Consider the following 17,301-nt stretch of genomic DNA (forward strand, 5'->3'; position numbering starts at 1 on the left):
TGACAATTCTTAGACATAAACTATATTTGTTTCCTGCAATATCGGGGCGTAGCTCAGCCAGGTTTAGAGTACACGTCTGGGGGGCGTGGAGTCGGAAGTTCGAATCTTCTCGCCCCGACCAATTGTTAATCAGGGAGTTAGACTGTTTTGCCTGACTCCTTTTTTTATACCTCAGTGCCGTTTTAGTGCCGTTTTTGAAAATAAAATAGCTGTTTTTATCAATTAAGCCACTTTTGAACGTCAAATGAAACTCCAATTTCAGAAAGAGAACAAACCAACGGTATTAAGTCAAGATAAAGAAAACCACTCCAATTTAATGAAGTGGCTTTGGTTTAGATTTGAGAATCAAGATTCCTCTTTTTCCTTGTGCAAATCATCATATTCATTTTGAAGTGTTTTTGCCTGCTCAATTAAATCAAGTACTTCATCTTCTATTTTCTTTTGTTCTTCTTCTGTCATAATTTATTTTTTAATAAATGGTAAGTAAGGCAATATATCAACCGTCTAATTTAATACAAAAAAATATTTTCTGCATTACTTATCCTCAGTTAATACCTACACCAAAGCAAATACCCAACCGATAAAAGACTAACATAAAAATAAACTGAGTCCAAAAGTTGAATAATTAATTTTTAATAGTAAATTTAAAAATCTCTATACATCTAGCACATTGTACTTTCATTTAAGTCTTTGCAGAATTAAAAAGGTTATAAGTTACAATGCTTAGGCTTAAGTATCATAATTTTAATAGTTTACGTAAAAAAATATAGGTAATATAATGTACTTTAAACATACGTTGAGTACAACTAAAAATAGAACCGATGAATAAGAAAATTTTATTAGTGTTTTTTTTAATACTAACAGCAAACGTTAATTATGGAAAAGTTTTTATTCCCCAGAATGGTATCTTCATTGAAAGAAACTTGAATATCGAAAAAGAAAACATTAATAGTATCTGTAAACAATTAGGTTTCAACACAGATCAATGTTATAGTTACTTCAATTTTGACGGAGGAGATAAAGATATAATATCAGTAATATTTAAAGTTTTTACAGATGAAATAGTATTTGTATGGACTAGTGATGAAGTTGAATTACTGAGCGCTGAGAGAATGAGTAAATATTTATCTAAGTTTGATTTAAAAAAAGAATTTGACTCATATGATATTGAAAGCACCTTAAATGATGGAGTAAAAAACAAGTCTTTGACATCGTCATTTCTGTCAGATATTTTTAATCTTAAAGACCCTGGTTTAAATGGAACACTACATGTTCTCAGCATTGGTTACGATATTGAATTCAAACAAGGATTAATTCATAAGTTTTATTCAGCAGATGGATTGAATAAATGGGCCAAATTATGGAAAAACGAAAATAAAGCTTTTTATGATCTGTATTTAAAGGCAGCAACTAAATATTGGGGTGATCAAAAAGAAAAAATCATTAATGAAATAAATATTCAAGCCGATGCATATGCTAATGCACCCAAAAGCGAATATTTAGAATATCACAGAACAGCCGAAGGGACTGTGAATTTTAAAATGTTATTAGTTGCTCATTATAATGAACCGATGACTCTTAATGAATTTAAAGAGGTTAATCATGGACGATATGAACTATCCAATGAATTTAACACTAAAGATGGATATAAAAGGACTATCTATAAATTGAACAAAACCTTATATACATTTTCAGAAAAAGGAATCTTAATAAATAGCTATACAGCAAATTAACGCTCACTTCAAATGAATGAGAAAGAACAAAAATCATTGTGGCGCAAAGCGAATGAAGAAGAAAGAAGTTTATTGTGGCAAGCAATGAATGATGAAGAAAAAAAAATGCTATTTAGAAGAGTGAATCAAAAAGAAAAAGATTTGCTATTCAGAAAAGCGAATGAGAGAGAACAAGAATTGCTCAGACAAGCATTAGATGAGCATATTGAAGAGTTGTATATAAAAATGCAAGAATTAATGAAGAGCTAGACGAACAAAAAAAAGCCCTCACCAAATGAATGATGAGGGCTTATTCTAATTTAGACTTAATTAATCTTTTTTGAGCAGATCAGCAAGCGAAGTAGTGACTGAAACATCAATTTTTTCGGCTTGATTAAAACCAAGCATTTTACAAATGCGATCATAAGCATGAGTAATGCCGTGCAAGGTTAGCTCTATTCCATTCTTACCATTTTTAAGACTGGCACATGCTCGCTTCATTTCCGGAGTCCATTCCGATACAGGTTTAAATTTTAATATCTGCTTTGCTATATCAAATTCATCAACATAGTCGGCAATATTCACGGAAGCAATTGCGGCAAGATCATTTAAAATGTCCTCTTTGCTCAATAAGTCCTTTTCTTTTAGTTCAGATTGCAATTCCTTAATAGTAGCCGTAATATAGTCCTTTTGCAGCAATTCAAATGCTTTTCGATTGATTGTATTAGGTTTCATATTGCTTGCATTGTAACTCTCTCTATAAGCTTGTGAAGCATTGCCACACTCAACAAAGAGAGTAGCAAATTTGGTTTGTTTTGGTGTTAATTTCATAGTGTTGGTTATTGTTTTCAATAAAATTTAATTATAGTTGATTTCAAAAATTGAATTCCCTTTTTTGACAGATTAAAACCGCAATTTGGCGGGCTAACTTTCCCAATCTTGAACCCCTGATTTACAAGGGCTTGAATAGCTGAGCCATTAGAGCAATAAGGTATTTTATTCTCATAAAGTGTCGATTTCTCGAATAGGTGTTTATAAGAGTATGACGAGTATCTGGAATTTGTGTTTTTTCCCACTTCCAGACCTTTTAAATTTGCTTTCATGGCTTCAATCACCTTTTCGGCTGCAGCTACTTGATTAGTGTCAGGCGCTGGCTCATCTGCCTTCGGGTATTCATAAATCCCGTATTGTTGTATATAGTATTTATTTTGCATTTTTATTCGCTTTAATTTGTTCTGATATGGTTGGCTTTAAAGGCATTGGCTCAGGAACTTTTGAGGTATCAAAATATAGTGGCTTGTCGTATGCCTGTCTCCCTCTATAAACAAAATCAGGATTAACCATTAGTTCGCCATCCCTAACATAGATAACACTTTGGCATAAATCGAACTCATCAGGTATAGGTGCAAGCTCTTTTAATTGACGCATCTTATCTAATATCTCGTTACATATCTTAAATCTTAATAACTCAGCTTCGGACTCAGCATAGAAAGTATATTTTTCTTTGATCTGGTCTTTAATTCCAGCCACTAAAACGGCCTCACCTTTCACGATCGACCAATAAGAAGGGTTTTCGTTTAGAATAGTAGCTTGTACAATTCCAGAAATTGCGTTTGGTGTATCTTGGTTATGGATATACTCCTGAGTAAATTCGGGAATATTACCGAACTGCTTTACGTCCTCTTTTGAAATTTCACCAGATAGGCCCTTTAGGATAGGTTTAGAGTCAAGAACTTTGTTATATACTATCTCATTAAGCGCATAAAAATCAAGCTTATCATGTTTATTTACAACACTACAATATTGATCTTTACTTAATCTGCCTGCAAGTGGCTCAATTTTAGTTAAGAAAGTGTTAAGTACTTTTAGGTTGCTGTCTAATTGCGCGCAATCTTGATTGATAGCGTTTTGGTTGGTGTAAATCACCTGTTTTTCTGTCATAATTTTTATTATTTAGTTGTTAAAAATTCTCTATAATCTTGTTCTATTAAGTAGTCTCCTAAATCATAACCTTTTACCCTTGCTTCTTTACTTGCATTCTTTTCAAGCAAATCAGATACTATAAAATTTGCATTTAGGAAACGTTTATTAAATTCGGTTGCCTTATCGCTCCATAATTTAAAGGCATGACCATCAGCTGATAAATCGGGAAATAGAATAACCCGTTTGTCTTTTAACGACTTAACCTTCTCAGCGTTCAGGCTCGATAAATTATAAACAGCCAACCAGATTAAATCCTTATCGGTTTTGGGCAATCCAAAATATAAGGTTCCGTAAATAGCTGTCTTTGGTGCTTCGACAAGTGCGATTGGGTTGTTTGGGTATTGCTTCAATAAATGTTCACCAAACAAACAGGAAACTTTCAAATCATTTTTATTGTAATCTGTTATCCATTGCGGAACCGTGGCACTCTCTTTTTCAATTATGGAGTGTATGAAGTCTGTTCCTGTTGTGTGGTTGTATTGGTCAAACTGCTTTACTTGGATAGCTCTAACCTTACCAAAACGATCAATATAAGGGAATGTAATGGCTCCTTTCATATATCCAGTGGTGACAGTTCCCAGATTATACAAGCCAATCACTTTTTCAATCATCTTAACTGGAAATGGATATTTTATATTTTTCAATAGGTTTGTAATAAAGGTATTTTGGCCGTATCCTTTAAGAGTACCCTTTAGTACTTCAATAGGTATATAGTACGTTTTAAGCGGTTTAATTTCCTTTTGAATGAATGATTCAGCTTTGTATTTATCGTCCTTATATGGGGTTAATTGGTATCTACAACTTTGCTCATGATCACATCGTCCGTACTGCTCAGGCATTAGATTCCCTGTTTCAATATCCAAGTATCTCACTAGGCTATTCTTATGGCAGGCAGGGCAAAAATATTTTTTACTTGATTTATCTAATACGAATCTAAAATCTGTCATCATTTTATGTGTTTTTTTAGTGGTTTAAGTCTATCGGTTTAGTTTACCCCCTATACATAGGGGGTTAAACTGTTAAACCTTGCTATTTTAGACGGGTTTAGTAACCTAGTTTAAACCTTGTAAACCTCAGTAATTACAGGGGTTTTAGTAAATTATAAATCTCTGTTTTGTCGGTTTAAACCGATAGGGCAAAAACAAGGCTTTTTCTAAACCGACTAGATGCCTCATTATTAGGATTTTAGCAATCTTGGGTTTCCTATCGAATAATCGCCTTTCTCAACTTCTTGGATTATGAAATTCTCATTCTTGCAATAGGTCAGAAACTCCTTTATTTTGTTGTCACCAATGTTTTTGAAATGAATTTTTCTATAAGCAAGTTTAACTTGTATAACTAGACTCGAGTAATTAGTCTTTTTAGTATGCTTAAAGGCTTCAATAATTAAATTATATTGTCTTAATGGGTCGAGTCCTAACAGTGCATTAGATGCTGGCTTTTTAACTCCTGAAACTTTAGGGGTGTAATCATCTATAATAACAGGCAAACCTTCCTCGTTTATTCTGAATGCAAAAGATTCAGGTTCTTTATTTCTACATTGAAGCGGTTCAACTAATGAAACATCACCATCATCGCTATCTTTAGTTACAGATAAGACCGTTTCGCCCTTGTTTATTAATTCTGTACCTATGTGACCTCGGGCGTTGTTGTCTCCCTTATTCTGGTGTAAAACAGTAATCAAGTGCATATTTTTTTCCTCGGTCCATTTCAAGAATTTACTAGCAACTAAACAAGCTGCTTCTTCATCATTTATTGAGCCGATCAAGTCTTTCACTCCGTCAATTACCACGATGCCAAGATTAGGCGTATTGTAAATTGCGTATTCGATTAATTCAAGGCGTTCTTGTGGGCTTTTAGAACGTAAACCGTAAACAAGTAAGTTAGTAGGTTCAGATACTCCGATTTGCTTACAAATGCGCTTAACAGCTAATTGAACATGATATTTTGATTGTTCAGTATCAAAATAAAGAATGACCTCCTTATCACTAGCTAACAGGCTTCTAAATCTATTAACAGAATCTTTAAGGCTAACCATTGCGGAAACGATCAGATTGATAAGAAAAGATTTTTTTGCTTTTGCTTTTCCAATAATCAAACTGAAATTTCCCATTGTTCCAATGATATCATACTCACCAGTCTTTGTGTTTAATATCTCTAAAGCTCTTTCAGGTGGGTCCAGCTTCTGGGTTGGATCAATTCTTAAATTAGCTAATTGATCGGCTAAACTAGGCTTTTCAACGTTCGTTAATTCCTGGACTTCCTGCAAAATTTCAGGTATTGAAAAATTGAAATTTGAATTTAATTCACTATCTTGCAGTTGGTTAAAGGCTGCTTCTTCGGAGGTGGCTTTTTGGGTTTGTCGCATTTTATTTCCGCCCCTTCATTAAATCAGAATCAAGCTTATCAGAACTTTCCTCTGTGGTGAGCTGTTTACTGGCCAATAACCAATCTTCGATCTCATTGCGTTTAAATAAAAGCTTAGAATTTCTTTTGAAACAGGGAATTTGGTTTAACGATGTGAATTTATATAAGGTATTCTTTGAAAACCCCGATAATTCAGAAACTTCATTAATATTCAATATTTGCTTAACCTCTTTAGGTTCCTGAATATTGATTGTATTTCTTATCAGTTCTTGGAACTGACCAACCGTTAAGGCTGCTAATGGTGTTGTATTGGTTATTTGAAACATCGCTTAAATTTTAAAGGTTCGATAATTAAATCGGTTGGCCAACCTCTTTTTTTTTGTAAAAGTAAACTAGATGCAAACAAAAATAAGAGCTAAAAAAGGGGTCTTTCATCACGAAAAACCCCCACTCATAACCCCACTAATACACAACACATTACAACGCCCAAAACCAACACAGAAACAAACCTTATTGTTTATCTTTGAATCTATCTTTTAAATAATCAAAAGGTTCCTGTTTCGTTGCAATTTCCCAATCCAAATTAAAACACTTACACAGATCAATTATGAATCTTATTGAATCAGCATATCCCATAAATTCAGTATCTCGTAAAAAATGAAAAAAAGGTCTTAAGTGAGTATGAGTATAAACCTTCATTGGGCTTTTTTGTTTTTCTTCTTCTACCCTATCAGAATTATAATCTTGCATTTTCCCAATTGCTTCTAGTATTGGATTCAATAACCAATCATTTTCAATTGTAATAACCTCATTCTTAGTCTTTATAGTAATGACTTCAATATCATCAGCTTTAATACCCTGCAACTTCTCAAGTGTATTTTTAAAATCCTTTATGTAAGTGTGGTATTTTATTTGATCTTTCCAAACCACATGATTATAGCCCTCGAAAAACAAAAATGTAATTCCCTTTATAAAATTGTATTGATCTTCTTTTATATTATATTCCAGACAGCACTGTTCTACTAAGTCAAAATCTAAGCCTTGTGTTTTAATTCCGTCATCAGAAACCACGTTCAGACAATGGCGATAGTTTGCAAGATTTTTATAATAATCTCCAATTTTACTTATTTTCAATCTGTCTTTAGACCATGCAGATAATACGCTTTTAAAATCTATATTCATAACCTTATAATTTTTCGTTTGCTTCGTCAACTTCATTGTGTTGGAAAGAGTCTAAATAAATTTTCGTAGTGCTGAGGTCATGATGCCCCATGCTCTCACTGATCACATCAGCAGAAACTCCCTGATTCTTTAACCGCATAGCAAACGAATGTCTTGATTGATAAGAACTTAACCGAACACCCTCGAACTCCAAAGCATCGCCCAACGTTTTTAAATGATTATTGTATCGTTTATACCTATTCCGAATATGATTATACAATTGCTCACCCTTGTAATTTTTACGGCTCACAATAGGCAAAAGGTAATCCTCTATTAACTCGGTTTCATTTAAAAAGTAATCCAGAATTGGCTGCAAATTATCGTTGATCTTTATTTTAATAAACTTTCCTTTCTTCTCAACCTTTTGGCGTTTATAGGAGATATAAAGACCATTATTTAGCCTAACAATGTTGTTTTTAGTTAGTGCAGCCATATCAACAAAAGCCATTCCCTGAGCGTAGTATGAGAACAAAAATAAATTTCGGCACCATTCCATTTGATATTTATCAAACTTGGTATTTTTGATTTTATCCATGTAAGCATCAGGCAAATATCTCTTTTCAGTTTCAGATTCAAGGCTTTTAATACTGAAACCATTCTTACCAAACGGATAAATCAATTCAGTGGCTTCTCCGTCTTTTATTGCTCTATTATAAACGGCTCTAACGGTCTTTAGGTAGTATTTTTTAGTAAGGTTCGATAAATTTCTTTTGTCAAGATACTTATCAAATTGAACTATGTATTTATAATCAAGTTCTGAAAATAACAATTTATCAAATTTGCTATCGAACTTTTTTATCATTTTCAAACTGTTTTCGTAGCAAATCATATTACCGGTCTTTCCCGATTCTCGTAAATCTGCAATTCGTTCAATCCAATAATTCTCAACACCCACTTTTTTTGTCTTATTCAAAAAGGCTTGTTCAAATTGGCTTAAAGTCCAATCTACTTTTCTTGCTTCAAAATCTGCAATAATATCATCGCATTGAATTTCTTTTTTCGAAAGCCAATCATTCAATTGTAATCTATCAGGATTTAATAATTTTTCATCTTTTTTCTTTTTAACATGAAAGCGTTGAAAATCATTATCCCAATCCGAAGCATCTTTTTTCTTATCTCCCATGCTTTCAATTTTGGCATAGATTTTAAGATATATTTTCTTTCGTTTCCTGTCTTTTCTTATTACAAGTGCTATTGGATATTCATTTTCATTGCGAAGCTTAGACGCTGATTTATCTACCTTGAAAGAGCAATTTTTAGAGTTCTTCATACCTATAAAATTTACAGTGCCGTTTTAGTGCCGTTTTTTTCGCAAAAATATGCAAATACAGCAAAAATGACTACCTTTGTTTATAGGGTAAAGATAAGTATTTACAAGTGAATACAACTAAAAACAAGGAGAAAATACGCTTCTGGGGGGCGTGGGGTCGGAAGTTCGAATCTTCTCGCCCCGACAATGTAAGATTAATGATTATCAAGCGGTTACACCTTCAGTAACCGCTTTTATTTTGCTTTATTTTTACTTAAATATTGCGGTTTAAGATGCTTTTTGTAGCTTTAAAAGTATAAAAACTTGCAAAAAACGTGCAAATTATGGTAGCGATAAATCTCAACTTAGATACCGAAAAACCAAGAAAGACGGAAACATTCCCGATAAAATAATTCTTACGTCACAAGGCAAAAATGGCTTATTTAAATGCAATTCTTTCAATTAAAGAAGAATATTGGGATAACCAAAGAATAAAAAAAGGCTGTCCAGATGTTAAAAACATAAGATTCGCAAACAATAAACTAGCCATGATGCTTAAACAAGCAGAAAAGGGTGTATAAGGCTTTTTACAACGTGGATTGTAACGAAAGAACAGCTTTACTCAATCTTATTAATTTATTTTATAACCGTCCAACTTTTGGGGTTCACTTCAAATTGGATTGCCTGAGGTACGAAGGCTAGCCGTAGAGTTCAACGGAAAACCTGACCCGAAGCCCCCCAAATAATTAACAATTGGGAATGAAATGAGTAGGGTCATGCCATGGCGTGACCAAGAAAAAGCAAATAAAAAAGGGACACGCCGTAACGTATCCCCCAATATGATGATGTAGTGTATTAAATTTTAGCGTTTACCATGGCCACAATCTCGTTTTCGAGAGCAATGGCTTTATCAACAATTGCCTGTCCTTTAGCGATGATATCGGCAGCCCAGGCTTTGTCCTGCAAATCGGCCGCGTTAATTTTCACATTCATGAAAGCACCCAATACACCCGAACGGGCAGCCAATGCACCAACACCTGCATCGGTTACCGAATTAGGATTTCCGATTTCGGCCATAGCTTTGGCAACATCCATCGATCCCAAACACAATTCCATAGTTTGAAAAGGAACCATGGTGGCAAATTTGGTGGCCTCTTCCATAGCTTCGGCGCGAGCAGTTTTCTCTGCATCGGTTCCCTTTGGCAAGCGAATGGCATCCATAATTTTGTTGAAGGCATTGGTATCCTCATCCACCAAATGAACCAGTTTGCTGTGGTAGGATTTTCCTTGCTCGGCCCAATCGGAAAATTCTTCCCAACGATCGTCCCATCCTGGCTTGTGAGCCGACAGGTTGGCAACCATTGAACCCAAAGCAGCACCCATAGCACCCATGTAGGCAGAAATTGATCCTCCACCCGGAGCCATCGATTCGGAAGCTGTTTCGTTCACAAAATCGGTAAGACTTAAGTCAACCAGTTTCTTCTGCTCTTTATCTTCGAGAATGTACTCAATAATTTTTTTGTCGGCATCGAAAGGGTACAACTCATCCAAACCTAACGATTTAACTGCGATTTTTATGATTTCGCGATCGGCAATACCGGTTGAACGTTCCTGCATGCGAAGGTAATGCTTACCAGCATCTAACATTGCTTTTAGAGGCACAACACCTACCAACTCCGATCCGGTAACACGGATACCACGATCCTGAGCTTTGGCGCAAACCTCGTCGAAAGCCTTGTGAATTGAGGTTACTGTAAGGTCGGTCATGTTCATGGAAATTTGGGCAACGCCAAATTCTTCAATAAACCATCCGATGGCTTTAGTTGCTTTCAAAGTACCCGGAATCATTACTGGCTCCCCCTTTTCGTCAGTCACTATTTTTCCCGTTGCCGGATTTCCTTCGCGAAGGGTACGTCCGCGCTCGCGAACATCGAATGCGATGGCATTGGCACGACGGGTTGAGGTGGTATTTAAGTTGAAATTGTAAGCAATTAGAAAGTTACGTGCTCCAACAGCAGTTACCCCGCTTTTTGCAACAGCAGGTGTGAATTCAGCAGGTCCAAAATCGGGTTTCCACTGCTCGGTACCAATTCTGTCTTTAACGGCTTCGTACTCGCCGGCACGGCAAACGGCCAGATTTTTACGCTCGGGTGTTTGGGCTGCATTTTCGTAGCAGTAAACAGGAATACCTGCCTCTTCGCCAATGCGTTTTGCCAATTTGTGTGCGTAGGCTACAGTTTCTTCCATAGTAATGTTGGCAACCGGCACCAAGGGACAAACATCGGTAGCTCCAAAACGCGGATGAGCACCCGAGTGCTTACTCATGTCGATTAATTCGGCTGCTTTTTTTACAGCACGAAAGGCTGCTTCGCAAACCTCATCTGGCGTACCCACCATAGTAACTACGGTACGGTTGGTTGCTTTTCCCGGATCAACGTCGATTAAACGTACGCCTTCAACAGATTCAATTTCGTTGGTAATCTGCTTAATGATATTCATGTCGTTCCCTTCAGAAAAATTAGGAACACATTCGATTAGTTTTTTCATTGTTGTGATTGATATTAGACATGAGATGTGAGAAATGAGATGTGAGAAACGAGAAAACTCAATTCTTACCCAATAAGCTCCTTACTCATAACTCTCTGTCTGGTTGTTACTGTTAGTTGTTTTTATAATTTACGAACGATACACCCCTCTGTCCTTCGGACATCTCCCCTGCAAAGGGGAGAACTTTAAAATGCCACTTATTAATTCTTTACTTCTGCCTAATCAAAGAATCTTTCCCTTCCAGGGAAAGTGCCGACAGGCAAAAGGGAGAATTATTTTCAAACTAAACACCTAATTCTATTTTAAGTATTTATTTGTATTTTATTTAACCACCAAGAGCACAAAGTACTTCACAAAGGGCTCAAAGTTTTCATTCTAATGTTCAGCTCCTGTAAATTTGCAACTCAACTCTCTTCACCTCATCCCCCAACCCCTTCTCCTAAAGACGAAGGGGGGTTTTTCTTCATTTTTGCATTAGAGCCGGTTTGCTACTCTGTTCCCTCTCTTTCAGAAGGAGCGCTAGGGTGAGGTGTTTTTTCAGATCTGTAATTATATAAATTAAGATTATTTATCTCAAATTTAATATCTCACTTCTATCCTTACAAAACCTTCCCACGTAAAATTACCACATCAATCAGGTTGCTTCCATAAGCATATGGCATGTACTCTACCGAAGGAATTTCTTTGGTGATGTACACATTCGCTATTTTTCCTTTGGCGATACTTCCCAATTCATCTTCAACCCCCATTGCGTAAGCCGAATTTAGTGTCGTCGCATTAATTGCTTCCTGTGGCAGCATTTTGTAGTTGATACAAGCCAGCGACATAATAAATTTCATATTTCCCGATGGCGACGATCCCGGATTGAAATCAGATGCCAAAGCAATTGGCAATCCGGCATCCATCATTTTACGCACCGGCGAACATACCATGTTTAAAAAGAAAGCAGCACCTGGTAATACCGTAGGCATGGTTTCCGATCCTTTTAAAGCTTCAATTTCGGCATCACCAACAAATTCCAAATGATCAACCGATAGTGCATTGTACTTCACTCCTACCTGAATTCCGCCTGAATAATCCAATTCGTTCGCATGAATTTTAGCTCTCATGCCATGTTTCATTCCTGCATTTAAAATCCGGTCGGTTTCCTCAACCGTAAAAAATCCCTTGTCGCAAAACACATCAATATAATCTGCTAAATCTTCAGCAGCAACCAAAGGTATCATTTCATTAATCACCTTATCCACATACTCAGCTTGTCGGCCTATGTATTCAGCAGGCACAGCGTGCGCTCCTAAAAAGCTTGATTTGATGGTAAGCGGTGTTGATTTCTTTAAGCGTTTAATCACGCGAAGCATTTTCAATTCATCGGCAAGCGTTAAGCCATAACCACTTTTAATTTCAACAGCACCGGTTCCCAAACTAATAATTTCGTGAATGCGCTCCATAGCCGATTCGTACAACTCCTCTTCTGTTGCTTCATGCATCAATTTCGCCGAATTCAAAATTCCTCCGCCACGCTTGGCAATCTCTTCGTACGATAAACCTTTAATTTTATCGGAATATTCAATTTCACGGCTTCCTGCATACACCAAATGAGTATGCGAATCGCAGAAACTAGGAAAAACCATTCTTCCCGTAGCGTCATACTCCTCAATGCAATCAAAACCTTCCTTGTCATCAAAGTCAGGAATGTCTTCCATCTTGCCAAAATCAGTAATTTTATCGCCTTCAATCAGCAAGTAGGCATCATCAATGCAATTCAAATTGGCCATATCGGTTCCGGCAACCCATTTACGAGCTTCCGTATCAACCTGAACTAATGTCTTTATATTACTTATTAACAACTTCATGTTATAGATATTAGATGTGAGACATGAGAAATTCCCATTCCCTGTTTTTCTTAACTCAATATTTCTTTCCGGGCGTTTTCCTCCTTGGGTCGGGTCAGGCTTTTCACTTCTACTCCTCGTCCTTTCCCTCGAAACCCACCACAACCCGGGGTATCCGTTTCAATCCTTAACGCACTGTATCATTGATCAGTCGCTCAACTTCTATTTGCTGCTTTTCACAATCTAAAAAATTGGAAAATCACAATGCAAATATTAGGGAAAAAAGAGCAAATTGCAAACCTTTTCGGTATGCTTTTAAAATAAATTCAAAGCTTCAATTCTCTTCTTATTTTTCTAAATTTACGCCTTGTTATTTAGTACAACTAATAAATACGATATCAATACTTGATAATTCGTAATTAATAATTCATAATTAATTTAAGCATGTTTAAAAAGATACCGCATACTTACGTTATTGTATTCGCTATAGTCGTTCTATCAGCCATTCTCACCTGGCTGATTCCGGGAGGCGAATTCGAACGAACTACTGTTAATGTTAATGGAACCAACCGGGAGGTTATCGTACAGGATTCCTATCATCAAATTGAAAGTCAGGGGCAGTCATGGGAAATATTCTCTTCTTTTTTCAAAGGATTTGTTGATAAAGCAGACATCATCATGTTCATTCTCGTTATTGGCGGCGCCTTCTGGATCATGAATGCGAGCAAATCTATCGATATTGGAATTTACTCTTTTCTCGAATTCACCAAGAAACTGGAGAAGAATAAACTGATCCGTAAAATTGGGGTCAACAACATTATTCTCACGCTAATCATGCTCATATTTAGCATTTTTGGCGCCACCTTCGGCATGAGTGAGGAAACCATAGCATTCACCATTATATTTGTACCCATGGCCATTAAAATGGGATACGATTCAATTGTAGGTGTAGCCATCTGCTTTGTTGCCGCCGGACTTGGTTTCGCCGGAGCGCTTTTAAATCCATTCACCATTGGTATAGCACAAGGCTTATCGAATCTTCCTCTTTTCTCAGGTATTGAGTACCGCCTTTTCTGTTGGGTGGTGATTAATGTAATTGGTTTTGCTTTCATCCTACGATACGCGGCCAAAGTTCGCAAAAACCCTGCAAAATCTTTGGTTTACACCGATGATGAATACTGGAGAAAGCATCACGATACCGATATGGAGGCAATTGAATATTACACGCCTAAATCTGCATGGCTGACCTATATCGTTCTGTTGGTTTCCATGATTGGATTTTCCTGCTACTATCCTGTCAGCACACTAAAAATCGGAAATTCCGAAAGTACTTTTATGGTACTGCCAATTATCACAGCTCTTTTTGCCATTTCAGGAATAATGTCTTTGCGTAAATCGGTTCATTTCTATATTCTTAACCTACTTCTGTTCACAATTATCTTCCTGATTGTCGGCGTAATGGGCTATGGTTGGTACATCATGGAAATTGCCACCCTTTTCTTTGCCATGGGAATCTTCTCAGGAATTGCTTTCAATAACACAGCCAACGAAATTACCCACCTTTTTTTGGACGGTGCCCGTGATATTCTTTCTGCTGCTATGATTGTAGGATTGGCAGGCGGCATCCTTATTGTTCTGGAAGAAGGTCACATCATCGATTCCATTCTTTACTACATCTCTCAATCGATGAATGATTTTGGAAAAATGGCTTCGGTAAGCATGATGTACTTAATTCAAAACATCATCAACATCATCATTCCATCCGGTTCGGCAAAAGCAGCTCTTACCATGCCAATGATGTCGCAGTTCTCCGATTTAATTGGTGTATCGCGTCAGGCAACCGTAATGGCTTTTCAATTTGGTGACGGTTTCACCAATATGATTACACCAACCTCCGGCGTTCTTATCGGTGTATTGGGTGTTGCCAAAATTCCTTACGACAAATGGGTAAAATGGATCGGCGGTTTTATGGCTATCCTGATTTTATTGGGATTATTATTATTAATCCCGACCGTTACTATGGAGCTGAATGGGTTTTAATGCTATCTAATTCAAATACAAAATAAGAGCCTCAATTCGAATTGAGGCTCTTATTTTATTCATTACTTTTCACCCAATCACTTAAGTGACCCAAAATAGTTAAATATACGAATAAGATCTTTTTCGTTTTTTAATCTCAGATTATTCGATTTAATATACTCCAAAACCTCATTTTTTCTATTTGAAAACAAAGCAACAACATTCTTCTTATTTGAATTAAAAAATTCAGGAGTCTCGTTTTCTCTACTAATGTAATATTCCTCTTTTATCACATATTTATCTGAAGCTTGCTCCTGATACCCACTAACTTCTTTCGCCTTTATAAATTTATTGGAATAATGCTTATAGAGCTTTATCGACTTATCAGATAATAAATCTAAGTAATCCTTAATAAGGTTTGACCCAAAATAGAATTCCGAATAAACAAATCTATGATTATCAAACACGATAGAATCCATGGCTGTTTGATTAATTATAGCCATTGTTTTACCTTTATGACTAATATGCATTTCCTTACCAAATACAAAATATCGAATTGAATCATTTTTCACCATCTGCTTTGTAGTAAAATAGACAGTTCCTTCCAACCATTCTTTATTTAAAAAGAACTTCCCTTCTACATTTAAAATATCCGCAAATTTATCAAAGTGATTTCTACTTAGTTCTGTAAAATTAAATTGATTAAAATTACTAATCAACATATGCTCACTTGAATTTGCAATTGGAGGATCCACTTGTCCCGTCTGAGCTTTACTTTGCTTTACAAGGATTACAGATAATAATCCAATCAGCAATAATTGCCTATAAAGTTTCATTTCCAATTATTTTATTTTCATGAAATAGTATACGATATTATTATATGAGTGGTTACCCTTAAATGGATAACCACTCATCACTCAAATTTACTTAATTACCTATTATCATTAACTGTATCATCAATCATATCATTTGCATCAATTTCTGCCTGAGGAACCTTCAAAAAGAATCGTTTATCATTAGGAGTTAAAGTAACAACGACTCTATGTGTTGCATCACGAGCAATACCTCTACCCAATCGCTTGGCATCAAACCATTCAACACCCATTTCCGCATACAATTCTTTTCTTCTTTCTAAAAGAATCTCATCCAATAAAGCAGTACCAACATTAGATGATTTAACTGCATTTGGATCACGACTCAATTGCACTTTATATAAAAGATCATGTGCTCCTGTATCATCAGACTGGTGATATCTAGCTTCAGCAGCAACTAATACCATTTCTGCTTTTCTCATCAAATGAATATCAGAATCAAATGCAAAAACAAATTTATTGCTTACGAATTCATACCAATCGCCAGCACTACCACCATAAATATTACTAAACTCATTTCGAACATCTGATGCTGAAAATTCGGCAACAAAAAGAGAATTTACAAACATTCCAAAATAAGCATCCGCATTGTGATCTGCAAAAGCATGAGGAGCTAGATAGTAATAATTCGATTGATCAGCCTGTTGATCCATACTCCAAAGTACTTCACTCGCACTTAGATCATCAAATCCTGTATCATAAATTGAAGCATCCAAAGCGGCATCAGCATCATTTCCATAAGCAGCTTTAGCTGCAGTTTCAACCTGATCCCAATCCATGTTTAATGCCATCAAAATACGAGCTTTTAAACCATTGGCAACACTCTTATTAATGTATGATTTATTGATTCTTGCCTCCGGCAATCCAGCAACAGCCTCATTAATATCTTGAACCATAAAAGCAACATAATCAGTAGGATCAGACATAGATCCTGCCTCGCTAACCTGTTCCTTGTACAAAGGAGGTGTCTGTAATCCAGAATCCTTAGCGTAATATTCTAAATATAATTGAAAATAAAAGAATGCTCTTAACGCTTTAGCTTCTGCAATAAAAGCCGTCTTATCCTCATCAGCAAGAGCCTCACTTGCAGTCACTTCTTTAACAATGGTATTTGCATGATTGATCATATCATAACAGTACTGCCAAGTAACCTTAACACGTCGATAGGTCGGCTCACGGTTTTCATGAGCATAATCGAAGTTATACCATGAATCTTGAATTAAATCGTTTCCCTTAACTGAACGAGCATAATACATTGAATAAACTCCACCAACATCAGTAGTCGCAACATCTGTTGAATACTCATACTGACCTCTGAACAATCTATAAATTCCCGAAAAATATGCTTGAACACCTTCTGGTGAACTGTAGATATCATTTGCTGTAAGTACATCGGTTGGTTTTGGGTCATCCAGATAACCAGAACATCCTGCCCCTCCCAACAACATAGCAAAACCTACTAATAATATATATTTTCTTTTCATTTCTATATTTTTTTA

General features: G+C 36.0%; 16 protein-coding genes and 1 tRNA gene. 5 read left to right on the forward strand and 12 right to left on the reverse strand.

The window, feature by feature from the left end; translation table 11 throughout:
- Window positions 1-42 precede the first annotated feature (42 nt).
- From ACHZAX_RS14730 to ACHZAX_RS14740, 3 genes are all read left to right on the forward strand, one after another.
- Window positions 43-121, forward strand: a tRNA-Pro gene (locus tag ACHZAX_RS14730).
- 700 nt (window positions 122-821) lie between these two features.
- Entirely contained in the window at window positions 822-1,733 is a 912-nt protein-coding gene (locus ACHZAX_RS14735; RefSeq protein ID WP_320019669.1) for a hypothetical protein, read from the forward strand.
- Between the two features lie 12 nt (window positions 1,734-1,745).
- Entirely contained in the window at window positions 1,746-1,982 is a 237-nt protein-coding gene (locus ACHZAX_RS14740) for a hypothetical protein (RefSeq protein WP_320019670.1), read from the forward strand.
- 60 nt (window positions 1,983-2,042) lie between these two features.
- Here the strand turns inward: ACHZAX_RS14740 and ACHZAX_RS14745 are convergent, their stop codons facing one another.
- The 8 genes from ACHZAX_RS14745 to ACHZAX_RS14780 form a co-directional block, all read right to left on the reverse strand.
- Window positions 2,043-2,543, reverse strand: a complete 501-nt coding sequence (locus ACHZAX_RS14745) for a terminase small subunit (protein ID WP_320019671.1) — start codon at window positions 2,541-2,543, stop codon at window positions 2,043-2,045.
- A 17-nt stretch (window positions 2,544-2,560) separates the two neighbouring features.
- A complete protein-coding gene (locus ACHZAX_RS14750) occupies window positions 2,561-2,926 on the reverse strand; it encodes a hypothetical protein (protein WP_320019672.1) in 366 nt (121 codons plus the stop codon).
- Window positions 2,916-3,653 (reverse strand): hypothetical protein, encoded by a 738-nt coding sequence (locus ACHZAX_RS14755; RefSeq protein ID WP_320019673.1) that lies wholly within the window; start codon window positions 3,651-3,653, stop codon window positions 2,916-2,918. The genes ACHZAX_RS14750 and ACHZAX_RS14755 overlap by 11 nt, the downstream gene beginning before the upstream one ends.
- Before the next feature lie 8 nt (window positions 3,654-3,661).
- Complete coding sequence (locus ACHZAX_RS14760; RefSeq protein ID WP_394698278.1) at window positions 3,662-4,645, reverse strand: DUF6371 domain-containing protein; 984 nt, start codon at window positions 4,643-4,645, stop codon at window positions 3,662-3,664.
- A gap of 227 nt (window positions 4,646-4,872) precedes the next feature.
- Window positions 4,873-6,063 carry an AAA family ATPase gene (locus tag ACHZAX_RS14765; RefSeq protein WP_320019675.1) on the reverse strand — a complete coding sequence of 397 codons (1,191 nt, stop codon included), beginning with the start codon at window positions 6,061-6,063 and terminating at the stop codon, window positions 4,873-4,875.
- 1 nt (window position 6,064) lies between these two features.
- Window positions 6,065-6,388: a helix-turn-helix domain-containing protein gene (locus ACHZAX_RS14770; RefSeq protein WP_320019676.1), complete on the reverse strand. Its 324-nt coding sequence runs from the start codon at window positions 6,386-6,388 to the stop codon at window positions 6,065-6,067.
- 184 nt (window positions 6,389-6,572) lie between these two features.
- Window positions 6,573-7,244: a hypothetical protein gene (locus ACHZAX_RS14775; protein WP_320019677.1), complete on the reverse strand. Its 672-nt coding sequence runs from the start codon at window positions 7,242-7,244 to the stop codon at window positions 6,573-6,575.
- 4 nt (window positions 7,245-7,248) lie between these two features.
- Complete coding sequence (locus ACHZAX_RS14780; RefSeq protein WP_320019678.1) at window positions 7,249-8,553, reverse strand: site-specific integrase; 1,305 nt, start codon at window positions 8,551-8,553, stop codon at window positions 7,249-7,251.
- 413 nt (window positions 8,554-8,966) lie between these two features.
- Here ACHZAX_RS14780 and ACHZAX_RS14785 point away from each other — a divergent pair, with 413 nt between their 5' ends.
- Window positions 8,967-9,113: a hypothetical protein gene (locus ACHZAX_RS14785; RefSeq protein WP_320019679.1), complete on the forward strand. Its 147-nt coding sequence runs from the start codon at window positions 8,967-8,969 to the stop codon at window positions 9,111-9,113.
- Window positions 9,114-9,387: 274 nt separating this feature from the next.
- Here ACHZAX_RS14785 and ftcD read toward each other — a convergent pair whose 3' ends face one another.
- Together ftcD and hutI are read right to left on the reverse strand one after the other, a co-directional pair.
- The gene (gene ftcD, locus ACHZAX_RS14790) at window positions 9,388-11,079 is read right to left on the reverse strand and encodes a glutamate formimidoyltransferase (protein WP_320019680.1); all 1,692 of its coding nucleotides are present in this window, start codon (window positions 11,077-11,079) and stop codon (window positions 9,388-9,390) included.
- A 599-nt stretch (window positions 11,080-11,678) separates the two neighbouring features.
- Window positions 11,679-12,932 (reverse strand): imidazolonepropionase, encoded by a 1,254-nt coding sequence (hutI, locus tag ACHZAX_RS14795; protein WP_320019681.1) that lies wholly within the window; start codon window positions 12,930-12,932, stop codon window positions 11,679-11,681.
- Between the two features lie 423 nt (window positions 12,933-13,355).
- Here hutI and ACHZAX_RS14800 point away from each other — a divergent pair, with 423 nt between their 5' ends.
- Window positions 13,356-14,951: a YfcC family protein gene (locus tag ACHZAX_RS14800; RefSeq protein WP_320019682.1), complete on the forward strand. Its 1,596-nt coding sequence runs from the start codon at window positions 13,356-13,358 to the stop codon at window positions 14,949-14,951.
- A 77-nt stretch (window positions 14,952-15,028) separates the two neighbouring features.
- Here the strand turns inward: ACHZAX_RS14800 and ACHZAX_RS14805 are convergent, their stop codons facing one another.
- The gene (locus ACHZAX_RS14805; protein ID WP_320019683.1) at window positions 15,029-15,766 is read right to left on the reverse strand and encodes a hypothetical protein; all 738 of its coding nucleotides are present in this window, start codon (window positions 15,764-15,766) and stop codon (window positions 15,029-15,031) included.
- A 95-nt stretch (window positions 15,767-15,861) separates the two neighbouring features.
- Window positions 15,862-17,286 (reverse strand): RagB/SusD family nutrient uptake outer membrane protein, encoded by a 1,425-nt coding sequence (locus ACHZAX_RS14810; protein WP_320019684.1) that lies wholly within the window; start codon window positions 17,284-17,286, stop codon window positions 15,862-15,864.
- Window positions 17,287-17,301 lie beyond the last annotated feature (15 nt).

Origin of the sequence: Labilibaculum manganireducens (genome assembly GCF_963665805.2) — a bacterium.
Classification (GTDB): Bacteria; Bacteroidota; Bacteroidia; order Bacteroidales; family Marinifilaceae; genus Labilibaculum; species Labilibaculum manganireducens.